This window comes from Peribacillus sp. TH16 (assembly GCF_016651095.1).
In the GTDB taxonomy this organism is placed as follows: Bacteria; Bacillota; Bacilli; order Bacillales; family DSM-1321; genus Peribacillus; species Peribacillus butanolivorans.
This window is the reverse complement of sequence record NZ_JAEKEM010000002.1, coordinates 1,740,062-1,754,168: the sequence shown is the minus strand read 5'-3', so window position 1 is coordinate 1,754,168 and position 14,107 is coordinate 1,740,062. Positions and strand designations below refer to the sequence as shown.

The window sequence follows — 14,107 nt, the reverse complement described above, 5'->3', positions numbered from 1 at the left end:
ATATATAATCAATTTAATATGAATGTATATTCGATTTAATATGAAATATTATTTTAAAAGTCGTCTTGCAATAAGATTCAAAAGTTCTACACTTCTTGGTAACACTTCTTCTTGAATATCAAATTTAGGATGGTGGTGTGGTGCAGGAATATCGGTCCCAATAATCATATATGTCCCTTTACCACCATTATCCTGTACTCTTCGAATCATAAAACTTGCATCCTCGCTTCCAGCAGAACCGGATTCCCTACATGCTTTGATTGTTGAAAAACCATCTACATTTCGGGCTTCTTCCATAGCTAGATCGACAAGTTCTTGATCACAATGAATCGTAATTGCTTGTCCTATAATTTCAATTTCATATTCAAGCTCATGCATACCTGCACTATGAGCCACGATATTTCGAACACGTTTCTCCATTTCTGCATTTGTTTCTTCGGTTACGGAACGGGTTTCAATTATCATTTTTGCATGCGCTGGAATAATATTAGCGGCTGTACCACCATTAAGAATACCTACATTTATGCGGGTAGAACCTGAACTAAATCTTGGAATAGCATGAATATTTAATAATGCAGTGGCTGCTCCTAACAATGCATTTTTTCCTTTTTCAGGAGAAGCACCTGCATGAGAAGATACCCCGTGAAAATGAGCTGCCATTTTCGTACTTGCTAAAAAGCCAGAAGACCCACCATGAAATTCTCCTAGAGGGACATCTGTGCCAAGGTGCAGACAATATAAATGATCCACATCATCTAAAATTCCTTTTTGTACAATTGAATAGGCACCGCGTACTCCCTCTTCAGCTGGTTGAAAAATAAGCTTAACCGTTCCTGCAAAGTTCTGGTCCGCTAATTTTTCAGCAAGCCCTAATCCAATTACTGTATGGCCATCGTGTGCACAGGCATGCATATTCCCTTCATATTTGGAACGAAAACCGTTAGTTTGTGGGAAGTGGTCAGAATCAGTACTTTCCGTTACAGGTAATGCATCCATATCAAACCGGAAAGCTACAGTTGGGCCATCTGTTTTTCCTTTTAATATACCGATAACAGCAGTATATCCACCCTCCATTTCTTGGAGAATTTCTGGATTTGCACCGTCTTGTAATGCTCTATTAAATGTTTCTTGTAATACTTCTGTAGGTGGAACTCCACGGCGAGAATCCCCATCTAAAGCATCTTTTCCAAATATCACGTTATATTTCAAAGAAGTTAGTACTTCTACTACTTTTGAAGCAGTTCGAAATTCGGTAAAGCCAACTTCTGGGTGTTGATGAAGATCACGTCTTAAAGAAATAATATCCAATTCTTTCACTCCTAAAGTTATTTGATGAAAATTTAATAATTTTCGACGAGTTTTGGCGTCTAGCTCAAGCAGCCTAGCCCCTCGAGTCGCTGAAGGGGCTATTCAAGGCGCTTGCGATTTTTCAAATTACGGTAATTTCGGGTATACGCCAGGACCAATTGGGAGGCCAAGGAAATACCAAACCACTACCAATAGCGTCCAAATGATAAAGATGATAATCGGATATGGCAATATAAGAGAATAATAAGTTCCTAGTTTTGCATCTTTTCTATACTCTTGTAGGAAACTTAAGAATAGTGGGACAAATGGAGATACAGGTGCTAATGGTAGAACAGATGAATCTGCTACCCTAAAAAGCATTTGGGCGAAGGCAGGATGATAGCCTAATACCATAAACATTGGAACAAAAACCGGAGCTAATATAGACCAAATCGCGGATCCGCTAGCAATAAACATGGATAGAAGTCCAGATAAGAACATTAACCCAATAAGGACGGGTGCACCTTCTATGTTTAGCTGTTCTAAGAGATCTGTGATGGATAAAGCTAAAAATTTACCCATATTACTCCAGTTAAAGCAAGCGACAAACTGGGAAAGTGGAAAAACCATAATAATAAATCCGGCCATTCCTTTAATTGGATCTACTAATAATTCTGGAATATCATTTTGTTTCTTAATTGCTCCCACCTTAACTCCATAAGTAATAGAGACTGTAAAAAAGAAAAGTAAGATGATCGCGACAATACCAGACATAAATGGAGAGGGAAGAATAGCTCCAGTTTCTGGATTTCGTAATAGGGCTCCTTCCGGAACGACTAGAACGACCATAACAGCTATAAAAATCAATGCTGAAATACCTGTAGCCAGGAGTGCTTTGTTTTGTTGCTTCGTTAATTGTTCCAATTTTTTATGCTTACCGCTACCTTCATATTTTCCTAAGCGCGGCTCAACAAATTTATCTGTAATCAAGGCAATGACAACAGTAAGTACGAGAACTGAAGTAGCCATAAAGAACCAGTTATCGGTAACATTAACTGTCAAATTTGCTTTCATACCATTCGCTACTTCCGAACTAATTCCTGATAGCAAGACATCTGTTGTGACGATTAATAAATTGGCAGTGAAACCTGAACCAACCCCAGCAATAGCAGCGAGCAACCCAGCAACAGGGTGCCGTCCCACAGCAAGGAAAATTAAAGCTCCAAGAGGAGGCATAATAACAAGCGCAGCATCAGAAGAGACATGGCTAAAAAATGCAACGAATACAACTAAATAACTCGCGTATTTCCCTGAGACCTTTAACGACATTTTTCGAATCAAAACTTCTAACAAACCGACTTTTTCAGCAAGTCCTACGCCTAGCATTAGGGCTAAAATAGAACCTAGTGGTAAAAAGCCGGAAAAGTTTTTAATCATATTCGGCAGTATCCATTGAATGCCTTCACGGCTTAAGAGATTTTGAACTTCTACTTTCTCTCCACTAATGGGATCCGATGCCGAAACATGGAAAACGGATAAGAGAGCGGTTACAACAAATAAAAAGGCAATCATATAAATAAATAAAATAAATGGATGGGGGATTTTGTTTCCTATTCGCTCTACTTGATTGAAAAATCCACCTTTTTTATGATTTTGCAGATTAGTTGTATCTTTCATTACTTTTTGTTCCATTACATTCTCCTCCTAAACCTTCTTCCATTTGTAGTTTGTGCTTTTTTTGTACCATTTAATTTATAAACTTTTTCTCTAAACCTTCCTTAAGCTAAAATTACCCAAAATGGTCTTTCATCCTTCGTGTACTTCATACATACCTTTCAAATTACTTGTTTTTCATTTAACGAATACTTAACGTTATTTTCGTTAAATGTATTATATAATTAAGAATAATCTATTTCAATAAAATTTTCAGAAAAAAAGGAATCTTTTTTTTCTAGCTTTAGTAATACTTTCTAAACAAACAAAAGGTTTTGAATCTTTTGCATGTATAAGTTCTACCACTCTTGACCTCACGATAGAGAAGTAAACCATATTAAGTAGCACCGTTTATTTATGTCAAACGGCGCTTTACATGTTATTAATATTTGGATCTCATTATTATTCCCTGTTGGGGTTAATTGGTTATTTTGATATAATAAATCTAATAGTATGATGTAGGGGTGAAGTAAACTTGTATAAAATTGGTGTTGTAGGTCCACTTTCATCTTTAAAGAAAATTCGGGATGTTACTAATGAATTTGAGCATGAAATAGATTTCATTGATTTTCCATATGAAGATGCACGAGAGGTAACGGACATTATAAAAAATCACCAAAATGCAGTAAATGGTTGGTTTTTCTCTGGACCAGTTCCTTATAGAATTGCAAAAGAAATGTTAGATTCAGAGGCCAATTTTACGTATTGTCCTCCTGTTGGATCTAGTTTATATAGATGTTTTTTACAAATGTCTGCGGATCAAAAGTATTTTTTCGATAAGATATCCATCGATATGATTCGATTAGAAGACTTTTTTTTGCAAGAGTCGCTACAAGAACTAGGAATTTCCACTGAACATATTTATGTAAAAACATTTGATGAACAATATAATTTTCAAGACATTGTTCAATTTCATCTTCAGTTGTGGAGGGAAGGGGAGGTACAAGGTGTCCTTACCGTTTTACAATCTGTATATGAAGCATTGAAGAAAGAAAATGTTCCTGTCTACAAAATAAATATGACAAAGATGGAAATTAGACAAGCGGTCAAGATTTTAATTGAAAAAGCAAAAAGTACTTATTTCAAGGATAGTCAGATAGGTGTAGAGATTATTGAAATTGATCAGTTTGATCAATTTGTAGACGAGGTTAATATTCGTTACCATCTGCAGCATTTGGAGCTGAAAATTAAACAAACATTGCTTTCATTTTGCGAAAAATTAGATGGATCCCTCATCGAAAATGGAAACGGCCGCTATCAAATATTTAGTTCACGCAAGGCAATTGAACGAGAAATTGGTAGCTTGCAAAGTACTGTTCAACAACTGTCACTTGAGATGGATGTCTCTGTTGCAGTTGGAATTGGTTTTGGTGAGACGGCTGCATCGGCTGAAATCAATGCTCGTAAGGCGATCCGTCATTCGAAGAAGCAAGAAAGTTCCGGCATTGTTGTTATCCAGGAAGATGGTTTAATGATCGAATCTGTAGGTCAAGAAGAACAATTGGCATATACCTCCCGTTCTAATGATAAAGAACTGCTAGATAAATTAAATCAGGCTAACATTAGTGTAAAAACGTATAAAAAGATTGAAGCATTGATTGATCGTATGGGCTGGGACGGCTTCACTTCCTCGGACTTAGCTTCTCATTTATCTATGACCGTTCGAAATGCCCAGAGAATTATGAGTAGTTTAAGTGAAAGCGGTTTAGTGGAGTACAAAGGAGAAGAACTTCAATCGCCTCGGGGAAGACCTCGTAAAATTTATATGTTAAAGAAGTAACACCTCGACATTTTTGATATACAATTTAATTTCCGAGGAAAGTTTTGAGGATTTCTCTTAATTAACTCTCCCTAAGTTAGCGTCACATTGCCATCAAGTTAACAATTTATAATACCCTCAGAACAAAATTTTGGGCTTTCTTGTAACAAAGAAGCTCATTTTATCGTTTTGGGGGTTGTCCTATTTTCTTAGCTTGATGGGCATGTGGTTTACCTCAATAAGCATATAAAAGAATCCTCCAATTCTAAACAGCAGCTTATAAGATTCATTATATGAACTTTTGAATGTACGTTCGTTACATTCAAATTAGAGAAAATACCCTTGTTCAACTAAAGGGTCAGGATAGTGCAATAAAGAATTCAATTTATAAAGGAATTTTCACCATTTAAAAAGAATAATTAATTATAGTAATAAACAGAGGGAGAGATGAAATGTTTCCAATATTAGAGACAGAAAGACTAATATTAAGAGAAATAACAAAAGAGGATGCAGAAGGAATTTTTGCTTGTTTTTCTAACGAAAATGTAACACGTTATTATGGACAAGAAACATTAGAGAGTATAGAAGAAGCAGAGAAATTCGTTGATTTCTTTTCAAATAACTACAATGAAAAAAGAGGCATACGCTGGGGGATTGAAAAAAAAGAGACCAAAGGTATAATTGGAACAATTGGTTTTAATGCTTGGTTACCTAAACATAAAAGAGCAGAAATAGGTTACGAAATCCATCCAGAGCAGTGGGGAAAAGGATATGCTTCAGAAGCAGTATCTAGAGTTCTTACATATGGTTTTGATGTTATGAATTTAACTCGTATAGGTGCTGTTGTATTTTTAAACAATGAAGCATCTAATAAGTTACTGACCAATATTGGTTTTCAAAAAGAGGGGGTTTTGAAGAAATATATGTATCAGAATGGTATAGCACACGATACATATGTCTATTCATTACTTAAAAATAATAAGTAAACGTGTTTAGCTAACGGTTTTAAAGGCTGTGACGATCAGCTTTTTTCTTATGCAACGAACGGGGCAGGATTGTTGATTAAAGAGCTAGTTTATTATGTTAAAAGTGTTAAAATAAACTATGTAGTGGTTGGTTAAATCGGCTGTATAATCTCTAAAAGAAAGGAATAATATATAATGTTGACTTTCATTTTAGTTGTTCTGATGTTATTTTTAATCCCAGGTCCCGCTGTTTTTTTGACAATATCTCAAACTATTAAAGGTGGAAAAAAGAATGGAATTATCACAGGCTTGGGTATTGCTGTTGGTGACTTAATTCATACTCTTGCGGCAGTTGTTGGACTTTCCGCGATATTAATGACATCTACACTTGCTTTTGGAGTTGTTAAATATTTAGGTTCAGCATACTTAGTTTATTTAGGAATAAGAGCTTTGCTTGAAAAATCAAAGAAAATTGAAAAACCTATTATTAAGAAAGTGAATAATAATCTATCATTTCGTCAGGCTTTGTTAATTGAATTACTAAACCCTAAGACTTCATTATTTTTCTTAGCTTTCTTACCACAGTTTGTAAAAAGTGATGGTTCCCCAGTGACAATTCAGCTTTTAATGCTTGGGTTAACATTTGTACTGATGAGCATAATGTATACCACTCTCTTAGTTTTCCTAACAAGTACAATTGGCAACAAGTTATTAGTTAAATCTAACAGCAGTTCAAATTGGTTTGGGAAAGTCGTAGGTATAGTCTACATTGGTTTGGGAATAAAGTTAGCTCTTCAAACACACGAATAGATAAATATATTTTTATTCGTTAATCAACTAACAGGTGCAATCGTTCTTTAAAGAGCTGTGATGATGATCAGCTCTTTTTCTTATGCAACAAATGGAGCAGGTTAGTTATTTAAAAAATTATGATAAAATAGGAAAAATTTTATTACTCATATCAAAAGAGACTTTTGTTTTCTTAAAGAAACTAAGAAGCACATTTCCTTATAGTCGGTACGCTAATTCCTTTTAATCACCCTTCAAAATATAAAAGACGCATTGGGAAATTATTTACCAATATATTGATTGAGGAAATGTGCTATTGCCGTATAGGCAGTTATTTTATTATTTAGTTTTACGATGGAATGACCTTCATTTTCAAAACAGATAAACTTTACAGGGTGATTTCTTGCCATTAATTTATTTACGATTTGTTCAGATTCTTCAATTGGGACGCGTGGGTCATCAGACCCATGAAGTACCATCAGCGGACTGGTAATCCGGTCAGTAAGTTTCAATGGATCAATCAGATCATAAAAGTTTCCGTCCTTTTCAATAGTTCCATATTCAACTTCGCGAAGTTTGCGTCGCCACGGACTGGTTTTTTTAAGAAAAGTTCTGAAACTTGAAATCCCAACGAGATCAATTGCAGCAGACCATAATTCCGGATAGTGAGAGATGGCTGCAAGAACCATAAATCCTCCGTAGCTCCCTCCCATAATGGCAACTCTATTAGGATCAGCGCTTCCTTCTTTCTTTAACCAATCTACTAAAGAAACAAGATCTCTTACGGAGTCCATTCGTTTGCGAACATCATCCAGATGAGTATATGTTTTTCCATATCCTGTACTCCCGCGTACGTTAGGAGTAATTACTGCATAGCCAAGGCTTAGGAAATACTGCAGAACTGGATTGAAAACAGCACGGATTTGGCTTTCAGGACCCCCATGAACATATAGAATAACAGGAATTTTTTCTGATTGGGTATTTGGCTTGAAGTAAAAGGCAGGTATTTGGAGATTGTCAAAAGATTTAAAGGAAATAAGAATGGGTTCAATTAATTTATTTTCCAAAAACTTTGTCTGAAGAGATTGAGTAAGCCGTTCTGTCTTCATTTTCTTTAGGTCAACCTGCCATATATCAGACGGATAGGTCGGCCCATTGAATACATAGGCTAATTTTTGATTGTCGGGTGAAAATGTTAAGCTAGTTATCATCCCCATTGGTGTCATCCATGTATAAAGGGCACTTGATTTTAGATCTAAAAGAATGCCTCTTGAAATACCTCCTTCATTAATTGAAAAAGCTAACTTTGAATGATCTTTACTCATAGCGAGGCCTTCAAAGTCCCACTGTCCTACCTCCAGCCAAGTGATATGTTTTGTTGAAAGATCAATGATCGAGAGCCCAAAAAATTCTCTATCTTGATTTGTTAATAAATAGAGATGATCTCCATCCTTACTGAAATGAGGGTTTTTATAGCTTGCTTCACCCTGATGATCTGTTAACCAATTCATTTCTCCTGTGTCAAGATTCAGTAAACCTAAATCGTTATCCAACTGGGAATTTGTTTTCCGAATCAATAACGAATTACAATCAGGAGACCACATGAGGGAGGAATAGAGTCCATCCTTTGACAAAACCATTTGTATTTCTAATGTTTCGATATTTTGAATATAGATATCGAAAAAGGCAGGATGTCGACGGTTGCTTGACCAGGCTATCCATTTTCCATCAGGTGAGTGACCCCCATATTCATGTTTATGGTCAGGAGAGTTGGTAAGCGGAATCAGTAGACCATCACTTTTGAGTAAAAACAGTTGTTGCTTCTCATTACCGCAGACATCCATGCCGATGAGAAGGCCGCGTTGTGATGAACTGTTTAAATATTTAACAAAAGTAATTCGTTCATTAGTAAAAGAAATTCGGGTAGGTTCACTTATATCGAAATCCTTTGCCCAAACCTGAGGTAAACCAGAATAATCAGCAATAAAGATTAACTTATTACAATTTGGATCATAAACAGGGTTACTGACAGTTCCAACAGACAAATATGATTTGATGCCAATTTCTTTCATACATTCACTCCTTAAAATGTGCTAGAAAAGAGAGGAATTGAGATAGCCCAAATAATAAAAAGCTCAAAAGGATCTAATTACGTCTCACAACCATTATATTTAGATGCATTATATATCATGTACTTTATATCTTGGCTATGAGTGCCGAAAATAGTTGAGAACTAGATTTTAGGGAATGTTTTTAAAAGGTTTTTCCATAAGTAAATCTATAAAAGTAGTGAGCTATTTTAGTCTTTAATCATCAAATCCAGAAGGGAAACCCTCCTAGCATATTTCAAAGGGGGTCACAAAAATTTTATTTTAATTTTTGTGACCCCCTTTGTTTTTTTATCCATAACACGAAATTGGCATGTACTTTTTTGTATTTAGCAAGTTTGTTTTTTAGATTCCTATAACACAGTCGATTGTTATTGAAACCATCGATAAAATTTCCAAATAATGAGCATGAAGATCATGTATCCGAAAAGGGAATAAGAATGATGCCATGCTTCGCTATGAGTAAACAATCCTAAATTCTCCGAAAAAGATTCGGAAATACTTATACAAAGTCCAATCAAAACGATAAACAGTATTCTTGAATATGCAGTCAACGCTTTTGCGATCCATAAAAAGAGCGTAGTAAAGATTGGCAATATCAATAATGTAAAAGCGACATTGATTGTAAATGTATCTGGGAATGGTCTTGCCGGAAAGGAATACATTTGTTTACCTACAAACAGTAAGTCTAAATACGTTCCGATGAAACTAGAGAAAATTATTGTGGCTACAAAAGCCCGATGGTTACTCATCTTCTGCTTCTTCTCGGAGTAGGACGTTTTTTTTTGCCAGAATGGCAAGTTCAATTTTTTCAAGCGTTGTGCAGTATTCATCATAAATCTCCCCATCTATATTTTCTCCCTTATCGATTAAGTACTCCATGATGTGCCAGTCTTCAAACCAGTCTTTGCTTTCCTCCTCTTCATGATTAAGATCTTTCCATGTGTATATTAATCGAGGACTGTATAAGCGATCCGCACCTTTTCTTAATTGGCACTTTTTTGTTCGACGTTTATAAAATGCACGGGAGAATGATTCGTTTACATCATTAAACAAATGCGGCCAGTAGTCTTTTCGCGAACCGGTATGTGGATGATCATGAGCCCAATCTACTACTCCTGATAAGATGTTCTCACGGCTAAACAGCAGTGAGTATAATCGCTTGCCCAGCAATATTCGCTCATGAAGGGAGGTGAAATGCTTCATTGTATTCCCGACTAGTAATGTTTCTTGTTTGGTCTCATCTTTATAGAATGGAAAAAGAATGTGATTAAAGCGAAAAAAATCATAAAGTTTGAATCCAATACTATTTAGTACGGTCTTTTTAAAATGGGCATTTTGAATGACCCTTTTTTCTAAATAGCTTTGTTCATTAATAACAGTGGCAATGGCTAACATATACTGGTCGCCTGTTCTCCAAAAATGGTTCCATAATGTTTCCATAAACGTTGATACATTGAAAAAAGGTAGAAGATGAAACAGTCTTTTTGATCTTTTGACACTTTGTTCATACAACAAAAATTGTGGGTACACATCTTGGAAGATTAACCAGTTCCCTCGTTCCAAAAAAGAAAAGAAGATAAGTTGATCTTTTTCCGACAATAGTCTTGTATATAAATCCCCTTTTAAATCCGTCATATTCCAACCGCCATTACGCGATACCATATGTCCAAGTAGTGCCCAGTGTATTTCTGGGTAACGGAGGTAAAACTGAAAATAGGCATGCGTTCGAGTCACATTATTATTGTTGTGTTGTCTTGTTCGTTCTTTTATTTCATGTATTAACATTGTCTCTTCTCCCGTTAACTCCCCCGTTTTAACAGAAGTCTGTTTTTTACCTTTTTTCTTTAATTCATCTTTTACATCTAAAAGAGAGTACGGAAACGTCTTGGAAAATCCGTTCCATTTCCTTTTCCGATCGTTGTGATGCATCCTTCTTCCTCCCATTAACTTGAATGTTCTTCTTTTTTAGGCCAAATAGGTTATCGTAATAACCAACAGGTGATCAAATTCTTCAATCTATTTATGAGAAATCAATCTTTTAAACTTCTAGTAAGGATTTTTAAAGGTATTTTAACAGTGTAGCTATCATCAGTTTATTACGAACGTGAGGAACAAATGATGATCGTTTTTTCGTACAAGAGGTAGCGCGCACATTTTAATGTTATCTGTACTAAGAAAATCATAAGTATTTAAAGTATTCTAAGAAGACAAAATTGAGTGAAAAGTTTCTTTCAATATTGAGGGAGGATAGTTAAAGAGTGCAGTTTGATCTTTGTTCAACAATTGAACCATTTTATTGAATAAGATCTGCATAAATATCCCCTTACGCAGCCATTTAGGTGCGCTTGAGAGGCGTAAACGTTGATTTATCAATGGTGTATAAACGAAGATGTTTTGTAAACCTCACATGAATAACGTATACAAGGTATTTTTCTTTCATATCGCATGATAAAATGGTGTAAAAGGGAAATATTGGTGTGGTTAGGTATGTTTTTACAGCTATAAATACCATTTCTATCATTCTTTTCTTTTTGCTACTGTTATTTTTCATTTCTCTTGGTTCATTTATACGATCAAGAGTAACAAACCAAACTAACAGAACTCTAATACAAATTAAATAAAAGTTAGATAAAATGAATGAATTACGGAAAAACAACAGAAGAATTAGAACTTACGATAATGTGAATTATGTTAAACTAGGATATTCTATAAAGAACAATGAATATATTACAGATGATAAAGGAAGTCGAATACAGGATGTATAAAATCGGACTAGTCGGTCTAAAAACTTCTATAGAACGGATATTAGACTTGGCAGAAGAATATAAACATGAGTTGGAATTCATCTCTTTTCCCTATGTAAATACCGAAGAGGTAGAGGGAATTGTAAAAGAACATAATTCTCACGTACATGCATGGCTTTTTTCTGGTCCACTTCCCTATGAAATTGCGACAAAAACACTAGGTACAGATAAAATAATGGTCCATGTTCCTGCTACGGAATCAGGTTTTTATAAATCTTTTTTAGAGATGATCTACGAACAGGGGAAAATTATTGAGCATCTAAGTATTGATACTATGTCCTCAAATAATATTAGCGAAGAAGCTTTGTCACAGTTGAATATAAAAACCCAAAAGATTTATACGAAAGTGTTTGAGTTAGATGTTGATACGAATGAATTGGTACATTTTCACTTAAATTTATGGAATAAGGGAAGGACAGAAGGCGCTTTTTCTTGTTTTCCGTCTGTGTGTGAAGCTTTAAGGGAATACGGAATTCCAGCCTATCGGATGACGATGAGTAAGATGGAAGTGCGACAAACGCTTCGGATTCTTTCTGAAAAAGTAAAGGCTTCCTACTTTAAAGACACACAAATCGGAGTTGAAATCATTGAAGTTGAATATTTTAACAGAGTGGCAGAGGAAATGAAAACTCCTTATCATTTACAGTACTTGGAGCTCCGGCTAAAAGAAATGCTAATTCAACTTGGTGAAAAAATAAATGGTTCCTTTTCAGAGAAAGGGAATGGAAGATACATGATTTTTAGTTCGCGCGGCGCAATTGAACGAGAAATTATTATGCTCGAAGATACCATTCAAAAATTGGCTTTTGAAGCAGATACAACAGTTGCTGTTGGAATTGGCTTTGGCGAGACTGCCTATTCGGCGGAAATCAATGCTTTTCGTGCTATTCAACATTCAAAGGATATGAAGAAGCGTGAAATTGTGATTATTCAAGATGATGGCAAAATTATTGAATCACCAGGCAAAAAGAAAGAACTACAATATGATACCCGTACCCACAATAAACTCCTTATAGAAAAGTTAAAAAAGGGTAATATAAGTGTTAAAACGTATAAGAAGATATCGGCTCTCGTTCAAAGAATGGGCTGGAGTGATTTTACTACTAAGGACTTAGCGACATATCTTGAGATGACAGAGCGCAATGTTCGGCGTATTGTTGCGGATATGTGCGAGGTTGACTTGGCACAATGCGTTGGTGAAGAGGCTAACGCCACCCGTGGAAGGCCGAGTAAAATTTATCGATTATTATAAATTGTAAGCACCCATAATTTGGGTGCTTATTTTTTTGTACCTCAATTTAGCATATTAAAGCGTTGAAAGGGAAAAATTAACTATTGGATTCAGTCAGAAAAAATAGTTTAGAATTTTCAAAAAAATATTGAAATAAAGCTTATGAAATATTATACTCCATTTAAGGAATTTCTTCCTTAAACTATCCAAAAATAGATATTGTTATGTAAATTGAATGAAAAAGGAGTTGTAGTGGATGTCTCAAACGATAATGATTCATGATTTAATCGAGGCTGTTAAAGATGAAGTGATTGGGTGGCGAAGATATTTACATAAGTATCCGGAGCTATCTTTTCAGGAAGAAAAAACAGCACAATTTGTTTATGAAACGCTACAAACTTTTGGTAATTTGGAAATTTCACGTCCGACAAAAACGAGTATAATGGCTCGTTTAATTGGCCAGCAGCCTGGGAAGGTTATTGCACTGCGGGCAGATATGGATGCGCTTCCAATTGAAGAAGAGAATGATTTTGACTTTGTATCACAGAATTCAGGCGTGATGCATGCTTGCGGACATGACGGGCATACGGCGATGCTGCTTGGCACGGCAAAGATTCTTACCCAGTTAAAGAATCAAATTAAAGGGGAGGTTCGCTTTTTATTTCAACATGCTGAGGAACTGCCGCCCGGTGGAGCACAAGAGATGGTGAAAGCAGGTGTGCTTGAAGGAGTAGATATGGTCATTGGCACCCATCTCTTGTCGACTCTACCTTTAGGAAAAATTGGTTTGGGTTACGGTCCGATTATGGCTGGAGCTGATACTTTTGCAATTACCGTGGTGGGTAAAGGGGGGCACGCCTCACAGCCTGAACTTACGGTTGATCCCATTGCAATTGGAACTCAGGTTGTATCAAATCTCCAGCACATTGTTTCGAGGTATCATGATGCTCAGGAAGCTCTAGTGATTTCAGTGACTCAGTTCCATGCGGGAAGTGCGATTAATGTTATTCCAAGTAGTGTAAGCATTGGAGGTTCCGTTCGAAGCTTTAATCCGGAACTGAGGGAAAAGATTCCAACCTTTATCGAACGCATTGTAAAAGGAATTACTGAGGCACATGGGGCTACTTATGAATTCGATTATCAGTTCGGTTATGCTCCGACCATTAATGATGAAGAAGTTACCCGATTGATGGACGAAACGGTCTGTGAAGTATTTGGTGAAGAAAGTCGAGAGATTTCAAAGCCAATTATGGGAAGTGAAGACTTCTCTGCTTTTCAAAAAGTAGTTCCGGGATCTTATATTGTAATAGGAGCTCGTAATGAAGAAAAAGGGATTATATATCCTCACCATCATCCCAAATTTACTTTCGATGAACAGGCTTTACAATATGGGGTGAAGTTATTTGTTCACGGGACTTTTAAAATGTTAAATCTAACATACTAGGGGG

Annotated in this window: 10 protein-coding genes; 5 read left to right on the top strand and 5 right to left on the bottom strand. The window is 35.8% G+C overall.

Annotated elements, in window-relative coordinates; genetic code table 11:
* Positions 1–48: 48 nt before the first annotated feature.
* Positions 49–1,308, bottom strand: a complete 1,260-nt coding sequence (locus tag JFV29_RS08435; RefSeq protein WP_201182425.1) for an amidohydrolase — start codon at positions 1,306–1,308, stop codon at positions 49–51.
* Positions 1,309–1,434: 126 nt separating this feature from the next.
* Positions 1,435–2,964, bottom strand: coding sequence for an AbgT family transporter (locus tag JFV29_RS08430; protein WP_242486172.1), 1,530 nt, complete (start codon positions 2,962–2,964; stop codon positions 1,435–1,437).
* A 511-nt stretch (positions 2,965–3,475) separates the two neighbouring features.
* Here JFV29_RS08430 and JFV29_RS08425 point away from each other — a divergent pair.
* The 3 genes from JFV29_RS08425 (at position 3,476) to JFV29_RS08415 (ending at position 6,534) form a co-directional block, all read left to right on the top strand.
* Complete coding sequence (locus JFV29_RS08425) at positions 3,476–4,780, top strand: hypothetical protein (RefSeq protein ID WP_201182421.1); 1,305 nt, start codon at positions 3,476–3,478, stop codon at positions 4,778–4,780.
* 431 nt (positions 4,781–5,211) lie between these two features.
* Complete coding sequence (locus JFV29_RS08420; RefSeq protein WP_201182419.1) at positions 5,212–5,745, top strand: GNAT family N-acetyltransferase; 534 nt, start codon at positions 5,212–5,214, stop codon at positions 5,743–5,745.
* Between the two features lie 174 nt (positions 5,746–5,919).
* The gene (locus tag JFV29_RS08415) at positions 5,920–6,534 is read left to right on the top strand and encodes a LysE family translocator (protein WP_201182417.1); all 615 of its coding nucleotides are present in this window, start codon (positions 5,920–5,922) and stop codon (positions 6,532–6,534) included.
* 260 nt (positions 6,535–6,794) lie between these two features.
* Here JFV29_RS08415 and JFV29_RS08410 read toward each other — a convergent pair whose 3' ends face one another.
* The 3 genes from JFV29_RS08410 to JFV29_RS08400 form a co-directional block, all read right to left on the bottom strand.
* Positions 6,795–8,585, bottom strand: a complete 1,791-nt coding sequence (locus tag JFV29_RS08410; RefSeq protein WP_201182415.1) for a S9 family peptidase — start codon at positions 8,583–8,585, stop codon at positions 6,795–6,797.
* A 407-nt stretch (positions 8,586–8,992) separates the two neighbouring features.
* Positions 8,993–9,373 (bottom strand): CBO0543 family protein, encoded by a 381-nt coding sequence (locus tag JFV29_RS08405; RefSeq protein ID WP_201182413.1) that lies wholly within the window; start codon positions 9,371–9,373, stop codon positions 8,993–8,995.
* Complete coding sequence (locus JFV29_RS08400) at positions 9,366–10,553, bottom strand: DUF2515 domain-containing protein (RefSeq protein WP_201182411.1); 1,188 nt, start codon at positions 10,551–10,553, stop codon at positions 9,366–9,368. Before JFV29_RS08400 ends, JFV29_RS08405 begins: the two co-directional genes overlap by 8 nt.
* Positions 10,554–11,381: 828 nt before the next feature.
* On the opposite strand from JFV29_RS08400, the gene JFV29_RS08395 reads away from it, so the two are divergent.
* Positions 11,382–12,680, top strand: coding sequence for a hypothetical protein (locus JFV29_RS08395; RefSeq protein WP_201182409.1), 1,299 nt, complete (start codon positions 11,382–11,384; stop codon positions 12,678–12,680).
* 235 nt (positions 12,681–12,915) lie between these two features.
* Positions 12,916–14,103: a M20 family metallopeptidase gene (locus JFV29_RS08390; protein ID WP_201182407.1), complete on the top strand. Its 1,188-nt coding sequence runs from the start codon at positions 12,916–12,918 to the stop codon at positions 14,101–14,103.
* Positions 14,104–14,107: the final 4 nt, after the last annotated feature.

Coding starts and splice junctions, on each gene's coding strand:
- JFV29_RS08430 (WP_242486172.1), bottom strand. CDS start 2,964: ATGAAAGATACAACTAATCTGCAAAATCATAAAAAAGGTGGATTTTTC.
- JFV29_RS08405 (WP_201182413.1), bottom strand. CDS start 9,373: ATGAGTAACCATCGGGCTTTTGTAGCCACAATAATTTTCTCTAGTTTC.
- JFV29_RS08415 (WP_201182417.1), top strand. CDS start 5,920: ATGTTGACTTTCATTTTAGTTGTTCTGATGTTATTTTTAATCCCAGGT.
- JFV29_RS08410 (WP_201182415.1), bottom strand. CDS start 8,585: ATGAAAGAAATTGGCATCAAATCATATTTGTCTGTTGGAACTGTCAGT.
- JFV29_RS08420 (WP_201182419.1), top strand. CDS start 5,212: ATGTTTCCAATATTAGAGACAGAAAGACTAATATTAAGAGAAATAACA.
- JFV29_RS08390 (WP_201182407.1), top strand. CDS start 12,916: ATGTCTCAAACGATAATGATTCATGATTTAATCGAGGCTGTTAAAGAT.
- JFV29_RS08395 (WP_201182409.1), top strand. CDS start 11,382: ATGTATAAAATCGGACTAGTCGGTCTAAAAACTTCTATAGAACGGATA.
- JFV29_RS08400 (WP_201182411.1), bottom strand. CDS start 10,553: ATGCATCACAACGATCGGAAAAGGAAATGGAACGGATTTTCCAAGACG.